Annotated in this window: 23 protein-coding genes; 12 read left to right on the forward strand and 11 right to left on the reverse strand. The window is 69.5% G+C overall.

What is annotated here, in order from left to right; all coding sequences use genetic code 11:
• Positions 1 to 5: 5 nt before the first annotated feature.
• From IAI54_RS27085 to IAI54_RS27110, 6 genes are all read left to right on the forward strand, one after another.
• Positions 6 to 1,505: an ABC transporter ATP-binding protein gene (locus IAI54_RS27085; protein ID WP_187970127.1), complete on the forward strand. Its 1,500-nt coding sequence runs from the start codon at positions 6 to 8 to the stop codon at positions 1,503 to 1,505.
• A complete protein-coding gene (locus IAI54_RS27090; protein ID WP_187970128.1) occupies positions 1,502 to 2,644 on the forward strand; it encodes an ABC transporter permease in 1,143 nt (380 codons plus the stop codon). The genes IAI54_RS27085 and IAI54_RS27090 overlap by 4 nt, the downstream gene beginning before the upstream one ends.
• Entirely contained in the window at positions 2,641 to 3,531 is an 891-nt protein-coding gene (locus IAI54_RS27095) for an ABC transporter permease (RefSeq protein ID WP_187970129.1), read from the forward strand. Before IAI54_RS27090 ends, IAI54_RS27095 begins: the two co-directional genes overlap by 4 nt.
• A gap of 35 nt (positions 3,532 to 3,566) precedes the next feature.
• Positions 3,567 to 4,550: an isopenicillin N synthase family dioxygenase gene (locus tag IAI54_RS27100; RefSeq protein ID WP_187970130.1), complete on the forward strand. Its 984-nt coding sequence runs from the start codon at positions 3,567 to 3,569 to the stop codon at positions 4,548 to 4,550.
• Between the two features lie 10 nt (positions 4,551 to 4,560).
• A complete protein-coding gene (locus IAI54_RS27105; protein ID WP_187970131.1) occupies positions 4,561 to 4,950 on the forward strand; it encodes a VOC family protein in 390 nt (129 codons plus the stop codon).
• 105 nt (positions 4,951 to 5,055) lie between these two features.
• Positions 5,056 to 5,739, forward strand: coding sequence for a cysteine hydrolase family protein (locus tag IAI54_RS27110; RefSeq protein ID WP_187970132.1), 684 nt, complete (start codon positions 5,056 to 5,058; stop codon positions 5,737 to 5,739).
• Between the two features lie 119 nt (positions 5,740 to 5,858).
• Here the strand turns inward: IAI54_RS27110 and IAI54_RS27115 are convergent, their stop codons facing one another.
• Positions 5,859 to 6,494: a hypothetical protein gene (locus tag IAI54_RS27115; protein ID WP_187970133.1), complete on the reverse strand. Its 636-nt coding sequence runs from the start codon at positions 6,492 to 6,494 to the stop codon at positions 5,859 to 5,861.
• A 203-nt stretch (positions 6,495 to 6,697) separates the two neighbouring features.
• Here IAI54_RS27115 and IAI54_RS27120 point away from each other — a divergent pair, with 203 nt between their 5' ends.
• The 4 genes from IAI54_RS27120 to IAI54_RS27135 all read left to right on the forward strand — a co-directional run bounded on the left by IAI54_RS27120 (position 6,698) and on the right by IAI54_RS27135 (position 10,563).
• Positions 6,698 to 7,993, forward strand: a complete 1,296-nt coding sequence (locus IAI54_RS27120; protein ID WP_187970134.1) for an NAD(P)/FAD-dependent oxidoreductase — start codon at positions 6,698 to 6,700, stop codon at positions 7,991 to 7,993.
• 148 nt (positions 7,994 to 8,141) lie between these two features.
• On the forward strand, positions 8,142 to 9,308 hold the full coding sequence (locus IAI54_RS27125) for an acetyl-CoA acetyltransferase (RefSeq protein WP_187970135.1): 1,167 nt from the start codon (positions 8,142 to 8,144) through the stop codon (positions 9,306 to 9,308).
• Positions 9,305 to 10,051, forward strand: a complete 747-nt coding sequence (locus IAI54_RS27130; RefSeq protein WP_187970136.1) for an SDR family NAD(P)-dependent oxidoreductase — start codon at positions 9,305 to 9,307, stop codon at positions 10,049 to 10,051. The genes IAI54_RS27125 and IAI54_RS27130 overlap by 4 nt, the downstream gene beginning before the upstream one ends.
• A gap of 29 nt (positions 10,052 to 10,080) precedes the next feature.
• Positions 10,081 to 10,563, forward strand: coding sequence for a hypothetical protein (locus IAI54_RS27135; RefSeq protein ID WP_187970137.1), 483 nt, complete (start codon positions 10,081 to 10,083; stop codon positions 10,561 to 10,563).
• Between the two features lie 2 nt (positions 10,564 to 10,565).
• On the opposite strand, the gene IAI54_RS27140 is transcribed toward IAI54_RS27135, so the two are convergent.
• Positions 10,566 to 11,315, reverse strand: a complete 750-nt coding sequence (locus IAI54_RS27140) for a DUF3750 domain-containing protein (RefSeq protein WP_187973374.1) — start codon at positions 11,313 to 11,315, stop codon at positions 10,566 to 10,568.
• Positions 11,316 to 11,395: 80 nt separating this feature from the next.
• Here IAI54_RS27140 and IAI54_RS27145 point away from each other — a divergent pair, with 80 nt between their 5' ends.
• Positions 11,396 to 12,409, forward strand: a complete 1,014-nt coding sequence (locus IAI54_RS27145) for an asparaginase (RefSeq protein WP_187970138.1) — start codon at positions 11,396 to 11,398, stop codon at positions 12,407 to 12,409.
• Between the two features lie 60 nt (positions 12,410 to 12,469).
• Here the strand turns inward: IAI54_RS27145 and IAI54_RS27150 are convergent, their stop codons facing one another.
• Positions 12,470 to 13,849, reverse strand: a complete 1,380-nt coding sequence (locus IAI54_RS27150) for a TIGR03808 family TAT-translocated repetitive protein (protein ID WP_187970139.1) — start codon at positions 13,847 to 13,849, stop codon at positions 12,470 to 12,472.
• A 205-nt stretch (positions 13,850 to 14,054) separates the two neighbouring features.
• Complete coding sequence (locus IAI54_RS27155; RefSeq protein ID WP_187970140.1) at positions 14,055 to 14,846, reverse strand: hypothetical protein; 792 nt, start codon at positions 14,844 to 14,846, stop codon at positions 14,055 to 14,057.
• Between the two features lie 168 nt (positions 14,847 to 15,014).
• Between IAI54_RS27155 and greA the strand changes: the two genes are divergently transcribed.
• Positions 15,015 to 15,482 (forward strand): transcription elongation factor GreA, encoded by a 468-nt coding sequence (gene greA / locus IAI54_RS27160; RefSeq protein ID WP_187970141.1) that lies wholly within the window; start codon positions 15,015 to 15,017, stop codon positions 15,480 to 15,482.
• A gap of 22 nt (positions 15,483 to 15,504) precedes the next feature.
• On the opposite strand, the gene IAI54_RS27165 is transcribed toward greA, so the two are convergent.
• From IAI54_RS27165 to IAI54_RS27195, 7 genes are all read right to left on the reverse strand, one after another.
• The gene (locus IAI54_RS27165; RefSeq protein WP_187970142.1) at positions 15,505 to 16,494 is read right to left on the reverse strand and encodes a magnesium transporter CorA family protein; all 990 of its coding nucleotides are present in this window, start codon (positions 16,492 to 16,494) and stop codon (positions 15,505 to 15,507) included.
• Positions 16,495 to 16,549: 55 nt separating this feature from the next.
• On the reverse strand, positions 16,550 to 16,942 hold the full coding sequence (locus IAI54_RS27170) for a type II toxin-antitoxin system death-on-curing family toxin (RefSeq protein ID WP_187970143.1): 393 nt from the start codon (positions 16,940 to 16,942) through the stop codon (positions 16,550 to 16,552).
• Positions 16,939 to 17,169 carry an AbrB/MazE/SpoVT family DNA-binding domain-containing protein gene (locus IAI54_RS27175; RefSeq protein ID WP_187970144.1) on the reverse strand — a complete coding sequence of 77 codons (231 nt, stop codon included), beginning with the start codon at positions 17,167 to 17,169 and terminating at the stop codon, positions 16,939 to 16,941. Before IAI54_RS27175 ends, IAI54_RS27170 begins: the two co-directional genes overlap by 4 nt.
• A 207-nt stretch (positions 17,170 to 17,376) precedes the next feature.
• The gene (locus IAI54_RS27180) at positions 17,377 to 17,784 is read right to left on the reverse strand and encodes a type II toxin-antitoxin system VapC family toxin (RefSeq protein ID WP_187970145.1); all 408 of its coding nucleotides are present in this window, start codon (positions 17,782 to 17,784) and stop codon (positions 17,377 to 17,379) included.
• Entirely contained in the window at positions 17,784 to 18,077 is a 294-nt protein-coding gene (locus IAI54_RS27185) for a type II toxin-antitoxin system VapB family antitoxin (protein ID WP_187970146.1), read from the reverse strand. Before IAI54_RS27185 ends, IAI54_RS27180 begins: the two co-directional genes overlap by 1 nt.
• Positions 18,078 to 18,132: 55 nt before the next feature.
• A complete protein-coding gene (scpA, locus tag IAI54_RS27190) occupies positions 18,133 to 20,253 on the reverse strand; it encodes a methylmalonyl-CoA mutase (RefSeq protein ID WP_187970147.1) in 2,121 nt (706 codons plus the stop codon).
• Positions 20,250 to 21,689, reverse strand: a complete 1,440-nt coding sequence (locus tag IAI54_RS27195) for a methylmalonyl-CoA mutase family protein (RefSeq protein WP_187970148.1) — start codon at positions 21,687 to 21,689, stop codon at positions 20,250 to 20,252. Before IAI54_RS27195 ends, scpA begins: the two co-directional genes overlap by 4 nt.
• Positions 21,690 to 22,104: the final 415 nt, after the last annotated feature.

Here is a 22,104-nt window from a genome sequence, read left to right on the forward strand (position 1 = left end):
CGGTCATGACCGACGCGATCGTCCTGCGCGGGATCTCCAAGAGCTTCGGCGGCTTCAAGGCGCTGGACGGCGTGGACTTCGCCGCCCGCACCGGCGAGGTTCACGCCCTGCTCGGCGAGAACGGTGCGGGCAAGTCGACGCTGATGAACGTCGCCGCCGGCCTCTATGCGCCCGACGAGGGCCGGATCGAGATCGGCGGCGAGAGCGTCCGGCTGTCGGGAGCCCGCGAGGCCGCCGCGCGCGGCGTGGGCATGGTGCACCAGCACTTCAAGCTGGTGCGCGCATTTTCCGTGCTGGAGAACATCTGCCTGTTCAACCCGGGCCGGTCGCCGGCCGAGATCGCCGCGCAGGCGACGGCGCTTGCCGGCCGCATGGGCTTCGCGGTCGGGCTGTCGCAGCGGGTCGGCGACCTCGGCATCGCCGAGCAGCACCGGATCGAGATCCTCAAGGTGCTGGTGGCCGGCGCCCGCATCGTGATCCTGGACGAGCCGACGGCCGTGCTCGGCGAGGCGGAGGGCCGCGTCCTGATGGGGCTGGTGCGCGGGCTGGCCGAGGCCGGCCGCGCCGTCGTCCTCGTCACGCACAAGCTGCACGAGGCGCTCGACCATTCCGACCGCATCACGGTCATGCGCGGCGGCCGCAAGGTGGCCGAGGCGCGGCCGGCCGATCTCGACCCGTCGCGGCTGACGACGATGATCGTCGGCGAGCAGATCGTGGAACGGCCGTCGCCCTCGAAGGCGATCGGCGCCCCGCGCCTGCGGCTGGAGGACGTGCACCGCGCCGGCGAGGACGGACGCCGCGGCCTCGAGGGCATCTCCTTCGAGGTGCGCGGCGGCGAGATCTACGGCATGGCCGGCGTGTCCGGGAACGGGCAGAACCAGCTCGCCGAGGTGATCGCCGGCCTGGCGGAGCCCGAGGCGGGGCAGGTCGCCATGGGCGACGGCGCCGGCCTGAGCCCCGCCCCGCCGCTGAAGCAGCGGCGGGCGCGGCTCGCCTTCATTCCCGTCGACCGCTACCGCCACGCGCTGGCCGGCGGGGTGGGCGTGACGGACAATTATGCGGTCAAGGGCACGCTCGCCGGCCGCTACGGGTCGTGGCTGCGCTTCGACCGCAAGGCGGCGCGCGCGGCGACGCAGGCGGCGATCGGCGCCTTCGACGTGCGCGGCGTGCGCGGCCCCGGCCAGCGCGCGGCGCTGCTGTCGGGCGGCAACGCGCAGAAGCTGGTGATCGCGCGCGAGTTCGCCGACGAGCCGGCCGTGGTGCTGGCGCATAGCCCCTCGCGCGGTCTCGACGTGCGCGCCACCAAGGCCGTGCACGACCGCCTGCGCGAGGCGCGCGACCGGGGCGCCGCCGTCATCCTGATGAGCGAGGACCTGGACGAGATCCTGCTGCTTTCCGACCGCATCGGCGTGCTGAACGGCGGCCGCATCGCGGCCGAATTCGCCGCACCCGCCGACCGAGCGGCGATCGGCGCGGCGATGGTTTCGCACGAGGCGTCATCATGAGCGACGCACCGCTTGCCGCAGACGCAGGCCTGGACGCTTCGGCGGGCGCCGGAAAGGCCCGCCGCAAGCTCGCGTCCGTCCAGCTCGTCCCGTTCCTGGAGGTGCGGCAGAGCGTGTCGGAGCGCTACCGCATCGCGGTCTATGCCGCGAGCCTGGCGGTCGCAGCGCTGGCTTCGGTGGCGCTGCTCGCCGCCTCGGGCGTCGCGCCCGCCGATCTGGCGCGCGAGATCGCGACCGTCGGCTTCGGCTCGCCGCGGGCGCTGGGCTCGGTGCTGGCGCAGACCGCACCGCTGGCCATCGGCGGGCTCGCCACCGCGATCGCCTTCCGCGCCGGCTTCTGGAACATCGGGCTCGAAGGCCAGATGATCCTCGGCGCGATCTTCGCCGCCTTCGTGGCGATCCACGACGTCGGACCGGAGAGCCTGCGCATCGTGCTGATGGCGCTGGCCGCCTGCGCCGGCGGCATGCTGTGGATCGCCGGTCCGGGTTTCCTCAAGCAGCGCCTCGGGGTCAACGAGGTGATCAGCACGCTGCTCCTGAACTACGTCGCCTTCAACCTCCTGCTGCATCTGCTCTACGGGCCGTGGAAGGACCCGGTCTCGGCCTTCCCGCACACGCAGCAGTTCGAAACCGTCGAGCGGCTGGCGCCGCTCGGATGGCAGAACCTGACGCTGGCCCTGCCGCTGGCGATCGCCGTCGTGCTGGTCGCCTGGTGGGCGCTCTCGGTCAGCCGCTTCGGCTACCTCGTCGACCTGATGCGCGCGAACCGCGAGATGGCGCGGGCTGTCGGCGTGCCGGTGGCGGCGCTGTCGACGGTGGCGATCCTCGCCTCGGGCGCGGTCGGCGGGCTCGCCGGCTTCGCGATTTCGGCCGGGATCGAGTTCCGCACGACGCAGAACTTCTTCGTCGGCTATCTCTTCTCGGGCGTCCTCATCGCCTTCATCGCCCGCAACCACCCGCTCGGCGTGCTGGTCGTGTCCTTCGCGATGGCGGTGCTGCTGCTGCTCGGCCAGAGCCTGCAGGTCTTTTTCGGCATCCCCGCGGCGCTGGTGCAGCTGGTGCAGGCGATCTTCATCGTCTGCGTGGCGGCGTCGGAATTCTTCCTCACCTACCGCATGCACTGGCGGAGCGCGTCGTGACCGAGTTCCTGATCAACTGGGTGGCGATCGTGCCGAGCTTCGCGGTGCCCTTCGCACTGGCGGCGCTGGGGCTGATCATCTGCGAGCAGGCGGGCGTGCTGAACCTCGGCGCGGAAGGCTTCATGCTGGCCGGCGCGCTGGCCGGCGTCGGCCTGACGATCAATGGAGTCTCTCCCGAAGCGGCGCTCGCAGGTTCGGCGCTGGCGGGTGCCGCGCTCGGCGTCGTCTTCGCCGTCCTCGCGGCGAGCCTGAGGATCAACCACGTGATCGCCGGACTGGCGCTGGTCTTCTCTGCGCAGGCGCTGACGAGCTATGTCGCGAGCAGCCAGAAATGGACCAACAAGGCGATCGGCGGCTTGCAGCCGGTCTTCCTCGGCCAGGACGTCGTGGCCTTCGCCACGCCGCTGATCTTCCTCGTCGCGGTGCTGGTGCTCTACCGGACCCGCGCGGGGCTGGCGCTGCGTGCGGTCGGCCAGAACCCGGCCGCGGCCGACGCCGCCGGCATCGACGCGACGACGGTGCGGTTTCTCGCGATCGTCGCGGGGGCCGCGCTGATCGGGCTCGCGGGCGGCTACCTGACGCTCGCCGTCACGCGGATCTGGGTCGACGGCGTCGTCGGCGGCCGCGGCTGGATCGCCATCGCGCTGGTCATCTTCGCGCGCTGGCACCCCTGGCGGGCGCTCGCGGGTGCCGTGCTGTTCGGCTGCATCGAGGCGCTGATCCCGCGGCTCGCGGCGGCCGGCGTCGACGTGCCCCGCTACCTGCTCCTGATGACGCCCTACCTCGTCACGCTGCTCGTCATGGTGTGGACGGCCGCCCGCCTGAAGGACCGGTCGGCACAGCCGGCCGCACTCGGCATCCACCACATCCGCGAAGAGCGGACCTGAGCCTCAAGCCTCTTCAAACCAAGGGAGATCCGACCATGATCATCTACGAACCGCCGCAGCCCGCGACCTCGGTTCCGCTCATCGACCTCGCCGACAGCTTCTCGGACGACATCGAGAAGCGGAAGAAGGTCGCCTGGGAGATCCACAAGGCCTGCGTCGACCCAGGCTTCTTCTACATCGTCAACCACGGCATCCCGCAGCAGGTGATGGACGACCAGCTGGCGCTGGCGGCGAAGTTCTTCGAGCTGCCGCTGGACGAGAAGATGGCGATGGACTCGCGCTTCCAGTCCTCCACCCGCGGCTACGAGCCGATGGCGGCGCAGACGCTGGACGAAGGCTCGCCGCCCGACCTGAAGGAAGGCTTCATGTCGAGCGTCAACGCCGACGAGAACCATCGCTACACCAAGCTCAACGTGCCGGGCACCGGCCTCAACCAGTGGCCGCCGAGCTTCCCGGAATTCAAGGTGCAGTACGAGGCCTATGTCGAGAAGGCGCTCGATCTCGGCCGGCACGTCGCCCGCCTGATCGCGCTGTCGCTGGAACTGCCGGAGGATTATTTCGACGCCGGGCTGGAGGAGCCGCTGCACTATTGCCGCATTCTGAAATATCCGCCGATGCCGAAGGACGCCAAGCCCAACCAGCTCGGCGCCGGCGCGCACACCGACTGGGGCCTGATCACGCTTCTGCTGCAGGACGACGTCGGCGGGCTCGAGGTGCGCTCGGCCTCCGGCGACTGGATCGCCGCGCCACCGGTCCGCGGCGCCTATATCGTCAATCTCGGCGAGATGTTCCCGGTCATCACCAACGACGCCTACAAGGCGACCATGCACCGGGTGCTGAACAACACCAGCGACAAGGTGCGCTACTCCTGCCCGACCTTCGTCGACCCGGAATATTTCTACAAGGTCAAGTGCGCCGAGACCTGCCTCGGGCCGGACGGCACGGCGAAATATCCGGAGATGACGGCGGGCGAGCATCTGCGCGCGCAGTTCCAGAAGACCTTCGGCATCGCCGCGTGAGGCCCGTTCGATGAACCTCCTGATGCAGGTGAGCCTCTTTTCGGCGGACTTCGTGGCGCTGTCGGAATTCTACCGGGACGTCTTCGACCTCCCGGAGAACGTCGGCCTGCGCTCCGACGTCTTCCGCGGCTACATGTCGGGCGAGTGCATGATCGGCTTCAGCGCGCTCGCCGCCTACGGCATGCTGGGGCTCGACGAGCGCAAGGCGGGCGAGGGCGACCAGACCGCGCTGACCTTCCGCTTCGACACCAGGGCCGAGCTCGACGCTGCCGTCGTGACGGCCGAGGCCAGAGGGGCGGCGCTCGTGAAGCCGCCGTTCACGACCTATTACGGCTGGTACATGGCCGTGCTGCGCGATCCGGACGGCAACGCGCTGCGGCTCGCCTGCCCGACGCCCTGAACGGGCGATCGACGACCGGCCGGCCCGGCGTCCGTGACGGGCGCCGGGCCTTGCCTTGCAGACCTGCCGGCAGCCCGGCGGCCCTTCCAATCGAAAGGAGCGTCCATGAAAGCCATCGTCCGCGGCGTCGAGAAGGAGATCCCCGACGTGCCGTTCCGCGACTGGTGCTCGCGGCACGACTGCGCGGTGGTGTCGATCGACATGCATCAGGGGCACCTGTCGGAGGATCCGATGTGCCCCTGTCCGGCGCCGCGCGGACGCGAGATCATCGCCCCCGTCGACGCCTTCCACCGCCGGGCGCGGGCGCTCGGCGTGCCGATCGTCCATGTCCGCTCGACGCTGCGCAAGACCGGCGAGGACGACCTGAAGGGGCGGCATCCGGCGGCCTGGCGCACCCTGGTGCAGCTCTATGCCGACCCGATCCCCGGCATCGACGAGCACGCGATCGAGGGCTCGCGCTGGACCGAGTTCGCCACCGAGGTGCTCGACACCGACCTGATCGTCCAGACCAAACGCCGGCTGTCGCCTTTCTACCCGACCGATCTCGACTTCCTGCTGCGCTCGATGGGCGTGAAGCGCGTCGTCTTCAACGGCGGCATGACCGACTGCTGCGTGCTCAATGCCACGTTCGACGCCTCCAACCTCGGCTACCGCGTCTGCGTGGCTGCAGACCTGGTGCGCGGATCGGACGCGGAACTGGAAGCGGCGGCGCTGTCGATCGTCTCCTACCACACAGGGCTCGTCATGAAGGTGGATGAGATTCTGGCGGTCTGGGAGGCCGAAGGCTGAGCGACCGCGCACCGGCAGACGGCCGCGCCGCATCGGGTCCGCCATCGCGGCACCGGGCCCGGAACGGCAAAGGGGCCGCCGATGGCGACCCCCTGCTGCAGAGTGGTGGCAGGCGGCGATCAGTCGAGATCGCCGACCACGTCGCACAGGCGCTGCATCGACGCCATGTTGACGCTGGCGCCGGCATCCATGCTGCCGGTGGCCGACGTGCCGTCCTGCGAGGTGCTCGCCGTCGTGTCGGTCGAAACGCCGCCGGACGCGCCGGCGGTGCCGGTCGTGGTGCCCGCCGTCGTGCCGGTGGAGGTGCCGGCGGCGGTGTCGGCCGTCGTGCTGGGCGTGGCGTCGCCCGTGATGCTGGGGCTGGTCGTGGTGCCGGCGGTGGTGCCGGTGCCGGTCGTCGCGCCACCCGTCGCGCCGGCCGTGCCGCCCGCCGAGGTTCCCGACGACCCGCCCGACGACATCGTCGAACCCGAGGCCGAAGCGGTGTCCATGGTGTCGCAGTAGCCGGTCACCTGGGCCTTCTGCTCGTCGGAGAGGCCTTCCCAGTTCGAGGTGATCTCGTCTTCGGTGCGCAGCGTGCCGAGGGCCGAATCGCTGAAGAAGGCGGTGCCGAGTTCGTCGTTCCATCCCTGAGGCATGGCCGAAGACGTGGCGCTGGAATTGGCGGTGTCCGTGGTCGTCGTGCTGGTCTGGGCAAGCGCGGGAGCACACAGCATCATCGCGACGGCAGTGGCCGTCATCATCCTGGTCTTCATGGCTTTCCTGTCCTTTTTTCATCGTTGCGCCTGCTCGAGCAAGCGTCCTCCCGAACCTGCATTCGTGCCGCGTGTTCCTCCATCTGGCGAAAAAATCGGCAAGGCGACCTCACGGCGGGTGGCGGCCCCGCGGGACCGCCGGGGAACATTCCCGACGCATCGCCCGTTGCGCCTGCGACTTCGATCCGGAGGCGACGGACTGCATGAACGACGAGACGACGCGCGCGCAACGATCACGTCCGGCCGACCCGGGCGTGGTGATCGTCGGTGCCGGTTTCGCCGGGCTGGAGGTCGCGAAGGAGCTGGGGCGCGCCGGCATCGGCGTCACCGTGGTCGACCGGGAGAACCACCATCTGTTCCAGCCGCTGCTCTACCAGGTCGCCACCGCCGGGCTCTCTGCGGCCGACATCGCCGAGCCGATCCGCAAGGTGCTGCGCGGCCACGACAGCGTCCAGGTGCTGCTCGGACGTGTGGACGGCATCGACACGGCGGCGCGGCGGCTCCGGCTGGGGGACGGGTCGAACCTTCCCTACGAAGTGCTCGTCCTGGCGGCCGGCGCGGTCGACAGCCATTTCGGCCATGACGAGTGGAAGCCCCACCTGCTGGGCCTCAAGTCGCTCGCGAACGCGCAGGCGATGCGGTCGCGGGTGCTGCTGGCCTTCGAGCAGGCCGAGCGCAGCGTCGATCCGGCCGAACAGCAGCGCCTGATGACGATCGCCATCGTCGGCGGCGGGCCGACCGGCGTCGAGCTGGCCGGCTCGCTCGCCGAACTCTGCCGTCACACGCTCGCCGACGATTTCCGCAACATCGCTCCCGAACACGCACGCATCATGCTGATCGAGGCGGGGCCGCGCCTGCTCGCGGGCTTCTCGCAGGAGGCCTCGCGCTACGCGGAGACGCGCCTGCGCAAGCTCGGCGTCGAGGTGCTGACGGACACGGCGGTCGAGGATGTGCGCGAGGGCGAGATCCGCATCGACGGACGCAGCGTCGCGGTGGGCCACACGCTGTGGGCGGCCGGCGTCGCCGCCTCGCCGCTGGCCGCCATGCTCGGCGCCGAGACCGACAAGGCGGGCCGCGTCCTCGTCGACGAGACGCTGGCCGTGCCCGGCCTGCCCGGAGTGTATGCCCTCGGCGACCTGGCGCACTGCCCGGGGCCGGACGGCAAGCCGGTGCCGGGCCTCGCGCAGGTGGCCAAGCAGCAGGGGCGGCACCTCGGCCGCGGCCTCGTGCGCCACATCCGCGACGGCGCGCCGCTGGAGCCGTTCCGCTATCGCGGCCGCGGCAACACCGCCATCGTCGGCCGCAACGCCGCCGTCTTCGAGCAGGGTCGCCTGAAGGTCCGCGGCTGGTTCGCCTGGTTCGCCTGGGTTGTCATCCACGTCTATCTGCTGGTCGGCTTCCAGAACCGGGTCCGCGTCTCGGTGCAGTGGCTCTGGCGCTACGTGACCTATGAGCGCGGCGCCCGCCTGGTCACGGAGAAGGATCGCCCGCGCGGGTGAGGCCGGGCGTTCGCCCGCGTCCCACAGCGTTGCGCATTTCTGCACGGTCCCCTTTGCGCGGCTTCAATCGGTTCAGACTTGAACAGTTCTTGCCGCTCGCCACATTTCCTGTATCGTGCGACGACATGTTCCGCAGGGAGAGACATCCATGACCGCTGCCATCGTCGGCTGGGCACATTCGCGCTTCGGCAAGCTCGAGGACGAGACGCTCGAGAGCCTGATCGTCAAGGTCGCGACCGAAGCGCTGGAGCATGCCGGCATCGGCCCGGACGACGTCGACGAGATCGTGCTCGGCCATTTCAACGCGGGCTTCTCGCCGCAGGAATTCACCGCGAGCCTGGTGCTGCAGGCCGACGACCGGCTGCGCTTCAAGCCGGCGACGCGGGTGGAGAACGCCTGCGCGACCGGCTCGGCCGCCGTTCGCCAGGGCATCCGCGCCATCGACGCCAATGCCGCCCGGATCGTTCTGGTCGTCGGCGCCGAGCAGATGACGAAGACGCCCGGTGCGGAGGTCGGCAGGAACCTGCTGCGCGCGTCCTACCTGCCCGAGGACGGCGATACGCCGGCGGGTTTCGCCGGCGTCTTCGGCAAGATCGCCGCGGCCTATTTCCAGCGCCACGGCGACCAGTCCGATGCGCTCGCCCGCATCGCGGCGAAGAACCACAGGAACGGCGTCGATAATCCCTATGCCCAGATGCGCAAGGATTTCGGCTACGAGTTCTGCCGCGCCGAGAGCGAGAAGAACCCCTACGTGGCCGGCCCGCTGAAGCGCACCGACTGCTCGCTCGTCTCCGACGGCGCGGCCGCGATCGTGCTGGCCGACATGTCGACGGCGCTGTCGATGCGCCGCGCGGTCGCCTTCCGCGCCAACGAGCACGTGCAGGACTTCCTGCCGATGTCGAAGCGCGACATCCTTTTGTTCGAGGGCTGCTCGACGGCCTGGGGACGCGCGCTGGAGAAGGCGCGGCTGACGCTGGACGACCTCTCCTTCGTCGAGACGCATGACTGCTTCACCATCGCCGAGCTGATCGAATACGAGGCGATGGGGCTGGCCAAACCAGGCCAGGGCGCTCGCGTCGTGGCCGAGGGCATCACCGACAAGGACGGCAGGCTGCCGGTCAACCCGTCGGGCGGGCTGAAGGCCAAGGGCCACCCGATCGGCGCCACCGGCGTGTCGATGCACGCGCTGACGGCCGCGCAGTTGACCGGCGAGGCCGGCGGCATCCAGGTCGAAGGCGCCAAGCTCGGCGGCATCTTCAACATGGGCGGTGCGGCGGTGGCCAACTACGTGTCGATCCTCGAACGCGTCAAATGAAACCGGTGGCCGTCGTCACCGGCGGAGCGTCCGGCATCGGCCTGGCCGTTGTCGAACGCCTGCTGGACGACGGCTGGTCGGTGGCCGTGCTGGATGCGAATGCCGAGGCACTTGCCGAAAGCGAGGAGGCATTCGACGGCGAGGACGTGGTCTTCCTGCGGGCCGACATCACCGCCGGCGAGGATGTCGACGACGCGTTCGACGCCGTCGTGGACCGTTTCGGGCCGATCGGCGGGCTGGTCAACTGCGCCGGCATCGCCCGCGACCTGCCGGCGCTGGAGACGAGCGCCGAACTCTTCCGCCGCATCCTCGACGTCAATCTCGTCGGCTCCTTCATCTGCGTGCGGGCCGCGATCGCGCGCCGCGCAGAAGCGCTCTCGATCGTCAACGTCGCGTCGGTGTCGGGGCTGCGGGCGAATGCCGGCCGCGTCGCCTATGGCAGTTCGAAGGCCGGCGTGAAGATGATGACGGAGGTGCTGGCGCTCGAACTCGGCGCCGACGGCGTGCGCGTCAACTGCGTCGCCCCTGGTCCGATCGACACGCCGCTGGTGGCGCAACTTCACCGTGCCGAGGATCGCGCCGACTGGGTTGCGCGGGTGCCGCAGGCGCGCTACGGCGGCCCGGCGGAGGTTGCCGCGGCGGTAGCCTTCCTGCTGTCGCCGGAGGCGAGCTACGTCAATGGCCACACGCTGGCCGTCGACGGCGGGTTCCTGGCGGCGGGCATCATCCGCCGCGACCGCTGACCAGAACAGATTCCGGAGGATTTTTCCCGATGCGCAGACTTGCTGCGACCCTTGCTTTCGGCCTTGCCCTGACCGGTGCCGCCGCCGCCCAGGACGACCTCGGTACGCCCTATGTGCAGGCCTTCTGCGTGCTGGCCAATGCCGAGAACGGGATGGGCAGGCTGTATCTCGTCACGCCCGGCCTCGGCGACGCGATCATGAAGGCGCTCGGCGAGAACGAGAAGCGGCAGGCCGAGACGCCGGACGAGAAGCCGCCGCTCGGCGACGGCATTCCCTGGCAGAGTTTTCCCGATGTCGCCCCGGTCTGCGAGGCCGGCGCCACCACCGCCGACGGCGACAGGCTGATCGCCCGGGTCCAGTATCGCTTCCCCGACCAGCCGGACGGCAACTGGATCGACCGGCTGGTGCTGGTGAAGGGGCCGGACGGCGCCTACACGATCGACGACGTGCTCTATGGCGAGGAAGGCGAGGACTCCCTGCGCGGCGCGCTGGCAAACGCCTTCGCCGAATAGCATCAGGCTCCCGGCCAGAGCGGCACGCGGCCGAAGGCGGGGATCTTCAGTGCCGGCCGGGCCAGATCCAGCCCGGCCACCAGCCCCATGAAATGCAGTTCGAGGCCGCTGCGGGCACCGACCGCGAAGCCGGCGAGGCCGTTCAAGGTCACGTGCAGGTCGCGGCCGTCGGGCGCGAGGTCGAACGAGGCGACGCCCGGCGCATAGTCGCGGCCCGTCGCGTTGGGCGGCAGCGTGGCGCCCAGCGCCGGCACCTGCCGCAGCACGTGCGCGACGAAGCTGTTGGAGTTCGGCCCCGGCCAGATGCGGTAGTCGCCCCGTCCGGCATAGGGATAGGAGGCGATCGCCGCGTCCATCTCCGCCAGCAGGCTTGCCGCGCGCTCGCCCTCGGCCATCGCCACGAGCTCGGGCGCATTGGAGTACCAGCGCCCGTCGGCGGCCCAGCCGTCGCGGCGGATCGGCGAGCCCCAGCCCACCTTGTCGTAGCGTTCGTAGCGGGTGGCGCCGGGCCGCTTGAGCACGATCCAGCTGTGCACCGAGAACGCTCCCTTCAGGCCGCCGGTGCGGGCGGCGAACACGTAGACGGCCGCAGCATTGCGTTCGGGTGCGGCCGGCAGCAGCCCGCTCGACGACCAGTCGGCCGAGCGCCAGGAGCCGGGCCGGTCGACCAGCGACCACCAGCCGGCGGTGGCGACCGCGGGCGCGACGAAGAGGATGGCGACCAGCATCGCCAGGAGCTTGAGCGTCGACAGGATTCGAAAGCCTTTGCGTCTCATCGTCGAAGGGAATAGGTGCGGGCGCAGGATCGAGACAGTGAAATCTTGGTGAAGCCATGGCGAACCCCGTCCTCGTGGAAGTCACCCGCGGCAACCGCGTCGAGAGCCGCCACCGCGGCGCGGTCGTCGTGGTCGACGCCGAGGGCGGCACGCTGGTGGAGATCGGCGATGCCGACCGGCCGGTCTTCCCGCGCTCCTGCATCAAGGCGATCCAGGCGCTGCCGCTGGTGGAGAGCGGCGCGGCCGACGCCTTCGGCCTCGGTGACCGCGAACTGGCGCTCGCCTGCGCCTCGCATTCGGGTGAGCCGGCGCATGTGGCGGGTGCGGCCGCCATGCTCGCCCGCGCGGGGCTCGACGAGACCGCGCTCGAATGCGGCACGCACTGGCCGGGCAGCCAGGAGGCGACGCTGGAGCTCGCCCGCGCGGGCGGCGCGCCGTCGCAGCTGCACAACAACTGCTCGGGCAAGCATGCCGGCTTCCTCTGCGCCTGCACGCACATGGGTCTCGCCCATCGCGGCTACGTCGACTACGGCCACCGCTACCAGGCGCTGCTGCGCGCCACGATGGAGGAGGTGACGGGCGCGATCCACGACGAGGCCAATGTGGGCATCGACGGCTGCGCCATCCCGACCTACGCGATCCCTTTGCGGGCGCTGGCGCTGGGCTTCGCGCGCATGGGCAGCGGCATCGGCATGGGCGTGGAGCGGATGAAGGCGGCGCGCCGGCTGCTTTCGGCCTGCATGGCCGAGCCTTTCCACATGTCGGGCAGCGGCACGATGGACCTGGCGCTGATGCAGGCCGGGCAGGGGCGCATCTTCGTCAAGACCGGCGCGGAGGCCGTCTATGTCGCGGCGCTGCCGACGCTGGGGCTCGGCGTCGCGGTGAAATGCGACGATGGCGGCACGCGCGCCTCGGAGGCGATCGTGGCCGAGGTGCTGGCGGGCCTGTTTGCCGGCGACGAGGGGCTGTCGGCGCGGCTCAGCGACCTCGCCCGCCCGGCGGTGAAGAACCGCAACGGCACGGCGGTCGGGCAGGTGCGGCCGACGGAGGCGCTGGCGCTGGCGCGCTGAGGCGGGCCTGCCGCGCGAGCCGCCGCGCCGTCCTCGACGGCAATCGGGGGGCGCTGCGCGTCAGTCCGAATGGTTGGCCGCGATCGTCAGATGCGCGAAACCGGCGGCGCCGGGGAGCGCGAGATCGCCGGTGGCGGGCTTGCCCCAGCGATGGCCGACAATGGCGCCGTACGGCGTTTCGGAGATGATATTGCCGGAGATGACCGCCGCGCCGGCGCCCTCCACCACGCTGACCGCGATGCCCGTGCCGGCCCGGCGGATGACGTTGCCGGTGGCGGAGACGTCGCGCAGGAACGATCCCCAGCCGAGCTGCAGGCCATGGCGCGGCGCGCCCTCGATCACGTTGCCGGTGACGGCGGTGTCGGCCTCCACGGTGATGCCGATGCCGAAGCCGGCGCCGGAGGATTCGTAGGGGCCGGTTTGCGAGAGGTTGCGGACGAGATTGCCGGAGCAGACCGCGAGCCGGCCGCCCTTGTCGAAGTTGACGATGGAGATGCCCTTGGCGGCGCCGTCGACGACGTTGTTCGAAATCACCGCGCCCTCGAAGGCGAATTCGGCGTAGATCGCCGTCTCGCCCGAGCGCAGGCAGGTGTTGGCCGCGACCTGGAGATTGCTGCCGCCGTTCGACCGGATGGCCGAGAAGGCGCAGTCGGAGACCTGGTTGCCGGAGATCGTGACGGAGCCGGCGCGGAACACGTTGATGCCGTTGCCGACCTGGCCGGTGCCGCCGTCGCGGGCGGCGATCCGCTGCACGCGGTTGCCGGTGACAAGCGTGCCGTCCTCGCCGGGCGCGCTGCGATGGACGAGGATACCGCCATTGCCACAGTCGGTCACCCTGTTGCCGGAGATCTCGAGCCCGGTCGCGTCGACGCTGTAGAGGCCGAAATTCGCCGCCTCCGCGATGGTGCAGCGCGCGACGCTGCCGCCGCAGCGCGCGAGTGCGAGGCCGCTGCCGGCGCTGCCGGTGAAGCTGCAGTCCTCGATGACCAGCCGCGCCACGCCGGCGAGTTCGAGCGTCGCCCGGACGCCCTTTCCAGGCCGCCGGCCGGCGCCGTCGAGCACCAGCCCCGACAGTTCGACGTGTGCGGCGCCGTCGCCGGCGAAGAGGGAGCCGCCGCCGCCCTGGACGAGGCGCGTGGCGCCGGGCACGCCCATGAGCACCAGCCGGCGCGGCAGGGGAACGTCGGCGACGACGTAGGTGCCTGCGGGCAGGAACACCGGCGCCTCGCGCCCGGCGGCAGCCGCGAGCACGCGGGCGAAGGCCCGGCTCTGGTCCTCGGCGACGTCCGGCCGGAGGCCGAACTCGGCCGCGTCGATCGCCCCGCGCAGCGCCGCCGTCCCGAAACCGGACAGGGCCTGTCCGCGCGTGGACGCGGTGCCTGCCGCCATCGCGGCGCCCGTGGCCGCCAGTCCCGCCATGAAGCGCCGCCTGTCCATCATCGGTACGTCCTTGCCGTTGGAATGGGACACGAGGCAGGACGCGTGCCAGACGGGGCGGGCGACGGTGCGCCGGGCTGGCGCGCGCCGATGAGGGTTTGGACGATCGTTGTGACCAGGTAGCCGTTACGAGGTGCCGGTCTCAAGCACCGGGTGCCCAGACGCGCGGAGTAGACGACGGCGTCGGACGTGAGAGCGTTCGCCGGCGTCATCGCGGGAGAGGGGCATTCCGCTGTCCCGCCAGCCACAGGTGCAGAAACAGCAGGATCAGCGGGGAGGGTGCGATCGCCATCATCTTGAGAAATGCTGCGGACATCAGGTGGAGATCGCCTCGGCTCGTATAGCAGGATGCCCTGACCAGACAGTCTCGCGCGGCGCGCCTCGCCGATCCGTGTTCCGCGTAGTCGATCCATCCGAAATAGGCTGCGAGAAAGAGGAGTACAAACAGGAACAATCCAACCAGACCCCTGATCCTGAACGGTGGTCGTCCCTGCGGATAGACCGAATCGGTTGGTTTTCTGTTCGCCCTCGACAGGGTGGATAGCGCAATGAACATCGTGAAGACCAATCCGCCAGACACGATGGTCGTCATGATCGACTGAACACGTAGAAGATGGTCGCCGGTGAGGCCAAGCACCGTCTCATACTTGTCGATGAAGGGGAAGACATAGCTTCCCGCAACGGCGATCGATTCCCGAAAGAAACCCCATATCGAATCGTCATTCTCGATATGCGTCAACAGGGACGATGTCATCGAGCAGGCGAGAAAGAGACAAAGAAATACTTCCGGAATGTACTTCATTGGCTCGCCGTTCACTTTGGGTTTGAACTGCGGCGGTGCAATTCGTTCGATGCCCACCATGGCTGCAGGGAAGAGAAGCATCGCCATCAGGAGCATCGAGGCAAGCAGGCGACCGTCCGTCGATGCGTCCCGGACGGTCCAGGTCAGCAGCTGCAGCGCAGCGAACCAGACGAGGCCGTAAATGACGGTCTTGCGCATGAGGACAGCCCGGGGGGCAGACGATCTGCAATCTTTCGGCGAATTCTCGTCCGGCGTCCAGCCTGGGAACGTTGTCTGGGCGGGGGAAGAGCCATCGACCGGCAGGCTCGCAGCCTGTCGCGACCCGCGCGGGTTGCTTCGCCGGTCCCGGGACCCCAGATTCGGGGAATGAGCAGAGCCTTCACCAGCAATGGCGACAGCCTGTCGGGCCTCTCCGACATCGGCGAACGTCCCGTCAGCCCGCACCGCAACCTCGTGACGCGCGAGGGGCTGGCCGCCATCGACGCGCAACTCGCCGAACTGCACGCGCTGTTCGCCCGGGCGGAGGCCGAGGCCGACCGCGAGAAGATCGCGCTCGTCTCGCGCGACCTGCGCTACTGGACGGCACGGCGCGAGAATGCCGAGCTTTCCGAGCCGGACCCGGACAGCGAGGTCGTGCGCTTCGGCATGACGGCGACGATCGAGGACGAGGACGGCGCGCGCAAGACCTGGCGCATCGTCGGCGAGGACGAGGCCGACGCGGCGCACGGCACCATCAGCCACGTCTCGCCGATGGCGCAGGCGCTGTTCGGCAAGGGCGTCGGCGCGCTGGTGACGGTCGGCGGCAAGGAATGGGAGATCGTCGCGCTGGGGTGAGGATGGGGATCGGCGGCGCCGTCTACAGCCAGCCCTTGGCGCGGAAGAACAGCAGCGGCACCACCGCGGCGACGACCATGGCGCCCAGCGCGAAGGGATAGCCGAGCAGCCACTGGAGTTCGGGCATGTGCTCGAAGTTCATGCCGTAGATCGAGGCGACCAGCGTCGGCGGCATGAACACGACGGCGGCGACCGAGAAGATCTTGATGATGGCATTCTGCTCGACGGAGACGAGGCCGACCACCGTGTCGAGGAGGAAGATCGTCCGTTCCGACAGATAGCTCACCTGCTCGGTGAGCGACTGGACGTCGCGCTGCAGCGACTTCAGCCAGGTCCGGGCCGCCGATTTCGACTTTTCCGGCCTGCCGTTGTTCTGGACGTAGAGGATCAGGCGGGCGAGCCCGGACAGGCTGTCGCGCACCTTGCCCAGGAACTCGCCTTCGCGGCCGATCGACTGCAGGCCGGTCCGGAACTCGGCGGTCGACATCGGCTTGCCGCGGGCGCCGGTGATCAGCCGGGTCGATTCCGCGTCGAGGCGCTGCGAGACGCTTTCGAGCACGTCGGCCAGCCGGTCGGTGATGCTCTCGAGCAGCCCGAACAGGACCGCCGTCGGTTCGCAGCCGTCGGAGACGAGATTGTTGCCGGACTTGCCCGCATGCGCGACGTAGAAGTCGAAGGGCTGCGGCCGGCTGTAGCGTACGGTGACGAGCAGGCGTTCCGACAGGACGAAGGTGATCGGCGCGATGCCGGGCACGCCGGAATCGGCCGCATAGATGACCGGGCAGGTCAGATAGAGCGTGCCGTTCTCCGCGTAGAAGCGGCTCGATTCCTCGATCGCGCGCATCTCGTCGCGGGTCGGGATCGAGATGCCGGCGAGCGCCTCCACCCGCGCATCCTCCTCGGCGGACGGCTCGATCATGTCGATCCAGACGAGGCCATCCGGCATGGCGGCTTCGGCGGCCGGCTCGGCCAGGACGAGCCTGTGATCGGCAACGGTGTACGTCTTCAGCATCGTCGGCGTCCGCGCGGTTTCGGCCGGCGGTGCCTACCACGCCGGGCAGGGTCCGTCACGCGCCGACCGGCACGGCCTCGGTATGGTCGCGGAAGAACGCCGCCGCGCCGGTCTCGTCGATCTCGCCGGCGGCCACCATCAGGACGAACTGAATCAGGTCGGCGTCATCGGCTTCCAGGCTCCAGCCGTTGAAGAAGAGAAACAGGTCGGCGGCGGCCAGCGCCGTTCGCTTGTTTCCATCGACGAAAGGGTGGTTCCGCGCGATTCCGAAGAGATAGGCGGCTGCGAGGTCGAAGATGTCGGGATCGCCATAGGCTTCCTTCTGCAGCGGTCGGGCGAGCGCGGACTCGAGCATCCCGATATCGCGGATGCCGGGAGGACCTCCGTAGAGGCGCAGTTGTTCTGCGTGGAGAGCCTCCACGAACTCCCGCGAATGATGGACGATCATTTCGCGAGCGCCCGGTAGACGGTTTCATATTTCTTCATGCGCTCGCGGGCGATCGCCATCTTGCGCTCGAACTCCTCCGCTGAATCCTCGACCCGGCGCAGACGCAACTCGTCGCCGTCCCGGATGACCACGACCGAGTCGCCCGCCTTGAGGTTGAGGCTCTGGAGCAGGTCCTTCGGCAGGATGACGCCTTCGGAATTGCCGATCTTGCGGATGACGGTGTTCATGGCGAGGACTCCTGTTGCAACGGGCATTAGAACATTGATCGCACCAGGTTGCAACAGGGGTTGGAACAGCCGGGGCCGCGAAGTCTCGCATCGCAGGGCGTAAGCCCCCTCACCGTCACCCTACGCGTGCCACCTCTCCTCCACGTCGTGAGGGAAGGGAATTGCCGATCGCGGAGGCAGACATCAACCCGTTCAGCTGAACGGGGGCTATGCCGGCAGCGTCTCCACGTCGGTTTCGCGCAGGAGCCGGTCGAGCGTCAGCATGGGAACGCCGGCCGCCTTGGCATGGGCATAGTGGAAGCAGTCGAAATTGCTCAGATACCGCTTGCCGAGACCATGCCTCTCGGCAACGGCGACGGCGTGGGACAAGACCTCGTGGGGCGAAATCGGCTCTCGCAGTTCGATCTGACGCTCCGCCAGCCAATCGACGACGAGGGCTGCGGTGGCGGAGTAGGGACAGTCGAGCTGGTCGGGGCGCGACATGGCGATGATCGCCTCCCAGGCCGCCAATGGCGAGGTGAAGGGGGAGTCGGCTTTCTCCAGCGCGGCTTCATAGGCCGCCGCCGTGTCCTCGCCGGCCATCAGTGAAATGATGACGCAGGCATCGACGAACATCAGTTCTCGCCGATCAGGTCATGATCCATGTCGTGGTAGACACTCTGCGGCACGGGCTGGCGGCCCGGCTGGAAGGACAGCCCATGCTTGGCGAGCAGCCGCTTGGCCGTCTCGCCCGGCGTTTCGTTCTCGGGCCGGTCATGGATAGTCTCGCCTGGCGCCTCAGCCCCGACACGGGCGCGGATCGCCTCGCGCAGCGCGACGATGACCGCGTCCGTGATGCTGGTGTCGTCTATGCGTGCGAGCTGGCGCGCGAGCTGGTCGGCTTCGGGATTTCGGATGTTGAGCGTCATGCGTGTGGCCTCGCCTATGCGGCCGAGAATACGACACACGTTACCGAGGCGCAAATCACCCCTCCAGCAGGGCGTCCATGAGCTTCTCCGCCGCTTCCGGGATCACCGTGCCGGGCGGGAAGATGGCGGTGGCGCCGGCGGCGAGCACGGCGTCGAAATCGTCGGGCGGGATGACGCCGCCGGCGACGATCATGATGTCCTCGCGGCCGAGACGCGACAGGGCTTCCTTCAGTTCGGGGATCAGGGTCAGGTGGCCGGCGGCCAGCGACGAGGCGCCGACGATGTGGACGTCGTGCTCGACGCAGAGCTTCGCGATCTCCTCCGGCGTCTGGAACATGGCGCCGACGGTGACGTCGAAGCCGAGGTCGGCGAAGGCCGTGGCGATGACCTTCTGGCCGCGGTCGTGGCCGTCCTGGCCCATCTTGGCGACGAGGATGCGGGGTGCTGCGCCGGTCTTCTGCCGGAAGGCCTCGACCTTCTCCTGCACGCGCGGAATGGCGGGGATGTCGCCGGCCTCGGCGCGGTAGACGCCGGAGATCGTCTGGACGGTCGCGACATGGCGGCCGAAGACCTTTTCCAGCGCCAGCGAGATCTCGCCGACGGTGGCCCTGGCGCGCGCCGCGCGGATGGCGAACTCGAGCAGATTGCCGCCGCCGGCCGCCGCTTCCGTGAGCGCCGCAAGAGCGCCTTCGACGGCGGCGACGTCGCGCGTGCCCTTGAGCTGCTGCAGCTTGGAGAGCTGGCGGGCGCGCACCTGCGCGTTGTCGACCTTGAGCACGTCGACCTCGATCTCGCTTTCCGGCTGGAAGGCGTTGACGCCGATCAGCGCCTGCCGTCCGCCGTCGATGCGCGCCTGGGTGCGGGCGGCGGCCTCCTCGATCCTGAGCTTGGGGATGCCCTTCTCGATGGCGGCGGCCATGCCGCCCAGCGCCTCCACCTCCTCGATGTGGGCGAGCGCGCGGGCGGCGAGGTCGTAGGTCAGCCGCTCGACGAAGGCCGAGCCGCCCCAGGGATCGATGATGCGCGTGGTGCCGGATTCCTGCTGCAGGATGATCTGCGTGTTGCGGGCGATGCGGGCGGAATGGTCGGTCGGCAGCGCCAGCGCCTCGTCGAAGGCGTTGGTGTGCAGCGACTGGGTGCCGCCCTGGGTCGCCGCCATCGCCTCGATCATGGTGCGGGTGATGTTGTTGTAGGGATCCTGCGCGGTGAGCGACCAGCCGGAGGTCTGGGTGTGGGCGCGCAGCGCCAGCGACTTGTCGCTCTTCGGCGCGAAGTTCTTCTTCATCAGGATCGACCAGAGCAGGCGGCCGGCGCGCTGCTTGGCGAGCTCCATGAAGAAGTTCATGCCGGCGTTCCAGAAGAAGGAGAGGCGCGGCGCGAAGGCGTCGACGTCGAGCCCGGCGGCGATGCCGGCGCGGACATATTCGATGCCGTCGGCGATGGTGTAGGCGAGCTCGAGGTCGACCGTCGCCCCGGCCTCCTGGATGTGGTAGCCGGAAATCGAGATCGAGTTGAACTTCGGCATCTCGCGCGATGTGTAGGCGAAGATGTCGGAGATGATCCGCATCGACGGCTTCGGCGGGTAGATGTAGGTGTTGCGGACCATGAACTCCTTGAGGATGTCGTTCTGGATGGTCCCGGCGAGGTCCTTCCGGGCGACGCCCTGTTCCTCCGCCGCCACGACGTAGAGCGCCATGATCGGCAGCACGGCGCCGTTCATGGTCATCGAAACGGTCATCTCGCCGAGCGGGATGCCGTCGAAGAGCTGGCGCATGTCGAGGATGGAATCGATCGCCACGCCCGCCATGCCGACGTCGCCCGCGACCCGCGGATGGTCCGAATCATAGCCGCGATGGGTGGCGAGGTCGAAGGCGACCGACAGGCCCTTCTGGCCGGCGGCGAGGTTGCGGCGGTAGAAGGCGTTGGACTCCTCGGCCGTCGAGAATCCGGCATATTGCCGGATCGTCCAGGGCTGCTGGACGTACATGGTCGGGTAGGGGCCGCGCAGGAAGGGGGCGGCACCCGGCACCGTGTCGAGGAAGGGCAGGCCCTCGACGTCGGCCTCGCCGTAGACGCGCTTGATGTCGATGCCTTCCGGCGTCTCCCACAGGTCGTCGCGGCTCGTCTTGCCGCGCGCGGGCTTCGACCAGTCGATGGCGGCGAAATCGGGGATCATGCCGGTTCTCCCAGGCTCTCGTCGATGCGCGTGGCGGCGAGCTTCTCGCAGAAGGCGCCGCCCTCCTTCGGTCCCTCGCGCCGCTCCGCGGGCAGGGTGGCGACCGGGCGTTCCTGCGCCAGCGGGAAGACGGTGGTGCCGACGATGCGGCGCTCGCCGGCGCGGTAGCGCGCTGCCCGGGCTTCGCGGGCCGCGACGACGCGTGCCTGGTAACGGCCGGCGGCAAGGCTCTCCAGGATCCCGCCCTCCTGCTCGATGACCTTGAACTCTTCCCAGGCGGCCTCGCAGAGTGCCTCGGTGAGATGGGCGATGCCGCCGGCACCGGCAGCCGGATCGTTGACGAAGCCGACATTGGCCTCGCGCGACAGCACCAGCTGGGTGTTGCGGGCGACGCGTCGGGCGAAATCGTCGGGCAGGCCGTGGGGCAGCGTGTGCGGCAGCACCGAGATCGAATCCACCCCGCCGACGGCGGCGGCAAAGACCGCGATGGTGGAGCGCAGGATGTTGGTCTCGGGATCGCGGCGCGTCATCATCCGCCAGGAGGTCTCGGCATGGATCATCGCCAGCGACGGCTCGACCGAGCAGACTTCCTGCACCCGCGACCACAGGCGCCGCAGCGCCCGCATCTTGGCGATGGTGACGAACTGGTCCTGGTTGGCCGCGGTGGCGAAGCCGATATGGGGTGCCGCGTAGACCAGCGGCTGGCGCGCCGCCTCGAACATGCGCAGATGCGACAGCGCCGAGGACAGCATGAAGGCGAGTTCCTGCGCCTCGGTGGCGCCGGCATTGTGGCAGACGCGGCCGTCGGCCTCGAGCAGCACGCCCGGCACGCCGAGCGCGAAGAAATGGGCGAGCGACTGCGGCAGCGAAGCCTTCAGCGCCTCGATCGACATCCGCATGCGCCCGGTGCCGGCGAAGATCGCCGACGGATCGATGCCGAAGGAGAGATGCATGCGGGCGGGATCGGCGCGACGGGCGGACAGGTAGGCGACGAGCCATTCGGCGGTGATGCGGCTCGTCGGATGGGTGTCGACGCGCAGGTCGAGCCGGCCGAGCGGCACGTCGTCGAGCGTGGCCGCCAGCGCTTCCTGGGTGGCGGGCAGGCCGTAGCCGAAGGCGTTGGGGGCGCCCTCGAAGACGATCGACAGCCCGTCGGCGCCGTTCTTCACGTCCTCCAGCGCCTGCGCGCGGGCGCGCACCGGGTCGGGATCGTCGACGCGCTGGAGGATGCGCCAGCCGGCATGCTTGTCGACCCGCGAGATCGGCTGCGGCTCCTGCGACCGGGCGTGGAGGGGCTCGACGCGGATGCCGTCGTCGGTGCGCGAGACCAGCGTGGTCTCGAAATCGGCGCCGCGCAGCGCCTTCGCCGCCATGTCGCGCCAGAGCGCTTCGTCGACCGGCGGAAAATCCGCCTGGCTCAGGAGATCAGGTGTCATCGTCCGTCCGCATCTGCGCGGCCGTGCACGGGCCGCTTCGCCGCCAGAGTAGAGGGCAACCGCGGGCACCGCAACAAAGCCGGAGCGCCGGCCCGTGCATCGCACCGCTTCCGACGCATCGGCGCCACACCTTCCCGCATCGCTGCCGCTCCTCTCCTCGCCCGCCGGTCGGATTAGGCCGGACGGAGGCCGACCGCAACCGCGACGTTCGCCGGGACCGTGCACGGCCGGTGTGAGGGGGGTCGTGGACGGCCGTTTTCTCGCTGCGCCGCGTCATTCCGGAACGGCCGCCGAGCGAAGCGGAGGCGGGCGTATCCGGAATCCATTCCGTGACGCCTGCGGCCGGTGCCCCCCCTTACCGACGTCACGGAATGGATTCCGGACAGGCTCCACCGCGCTCCGCGCGGCGCAGCCT

The organism is Aquibium microcysteis, from assembly GCF_014495845.1.
In the GTDB taxonomy this organism is placed as follows: domain Bacteria; phylum Pseudomonadota; class Alphaproteobacteria; order Rhizobiales; family Rhizobiaceae; genus Aquibium; species Aquibium microcysteis.

What these genes read in the sequence shown, in the direction of transcription:
- IAI54_RS27145 (WP_187970138.1), top strand. Translation starts at nt 11,396, where the DNA reads ATGGCGAACCCCGTCCTCGTGGAAGTCACCCGCGGCAACCGCGTCGAG.
- IAI54_RS27115 (WP_187970133.1), bottom strand. Translation starts at nt 6,494, where the DNA reads ATGAAGACCAGGATGATGACGGCCACTGCCGTCGCGATGATGCTGTGT.
- IAI54_RS27195 (WP_187970148.1), bottom strand. Translation starts at nt 21,689, where the DNA reads ATGACACCTGATCTCCTGAGCCAGGCGGATTTTCCGCCGGTCGACGAA.
- IAI54_RS27175 (WP_187970144.1), bottom strand. Translation starts at nt 17,169, where the DNA reads ATGAACACCGTCATCCGCAAGATCGGCAATTCCGAAGGCGTCATCCTG.
- IAI54_RS27170 (WP_187970143.1), bottom strand. Translation starts at nt 16,942, where the DNA reads ATGATCGTCCATCATTCGCGGGAGTTCGTGGAGGCTCTCCACGCAGAA.
- IAI54_RS27130 (WP_187970136.1), top strand. Translation starts at nt 9,305, where the DNA reads ATGAAACCGGTGGCCGTCGTCACCGGCGGAGCGTCCGGCATCGGCCTG.
- IAI54_RS27185 (WP_187970146.1), bottom strand. Translation starts at nt 18,077, where the DNA reads ATGACGCTCAACATCCGAAATCCCGAAGCCGACCAGCTCGCGCGCCAG.
- IAI54_RS27180 (WP_187970145.1), bottom strand. Translation starts at nt 17,784, where the DNA reads ATGTTCGTCGATGCCTGCGTCATCATTTCACTGATGGCCGGCGAGGAC.
- IAI54_RS27155 (WP_187970140.1), bottom strand. Translation starts at nt 14,846, where the DNA reads ATGCGCAAGACCGTCATTTACGGCCTCGTCTGGTTCGCTGCGCTGCAG.
- IAI54_RS27120 (WP_187970134.1), top strand. Translation starts at nt 6,698, where the DNA reads ATGAACGACGAGACGACGCGCGCGCAACGATCACGTCCGGCCGACCCG.
- IAI54_RS27150 (WP_187970139.1), bottom strand. Translation starts at nt 13,849, where the DNA reads ATGATGGACAGGCGGCGCTTCATGGCGGGACTGGCGGCCACGGGCGCC.
- IAI54_RS27100 (WP_187970130.1), top strand. Translation starts at nt 3,567, where the DNA reads ATGATCATCTACGAACCGCCGCAGCCCGCGACCTCGGTTCCGCTCATC.
- greA (WP_187970141.1), top strand. Translation starts at nt 15,015, where the DNA reads ATGAGCAGAGCCTTCACCAGCAATGGCGACAGCCTGTCGGGCCTCTCC.
- IAI54_RS27085 (WP_187970127.1), top strand. Translation starts at nt 6, where the DNA reads ATGACCGACGCGATCGTCCTGCGCGGGATCTCCAAGAGCTTCGGCGGC.
- IAI54_RS27165 (WP_187970142.1), bottom strand. Translation starts at nt 16,494, where the DNA reads ATGCTGAAGACGTACACCGTTGCCGATCACAGGCTCGTCCTGGCCGAG.
- scpA (WP_187970147.1), bottom strand. Translation starts at nt 20,253, where the DNA reads ATGATCCCCGATTTCGCCGCCATCGACTGGTCGAAGCCCGCGCGCGGC.
- IAI54_RS27135 (WP_187970137.1), top strand. Translation starts at nt 10,081, where the DNA reads ATGCGCAGACTTGCTGCGACCCTTGCTTTCGGCCTTGCCCTGACCGGT.
- IAI54_RS27105 (WP_187970131.1), top strand. Translation starts at nt 4,561, where the DNA reads ATGAACCTCCTGATGCAGGTGAGCCTCTTTTCGGCGGACTTCGTGGCG.
- IAI54_RS27090 (WP_187970128.1), top strand. Translation starts at nt 1,502, where the DNA reads ATGAGCGACGCACCGCTTGCCGCAGACGCAGGCCTGGACGCTTCGGCG.
- IAI54_RS27125 (WP_187970135.1), top strand. Translation starts at nt 8,142, where the DNA reads ATGACCGCTGCCATCGTCGGCTGGGCACATTCGCGCTTCGGCAAGCTC.
- IAI54_RS27110 (WP_187970132.1), top strand. Translation starts at nt 5,056, where the DNA reads ATGAAAGCCATCGTCCGCGGCGTCGAGAAGGAGATCCCCGACGTGCCG.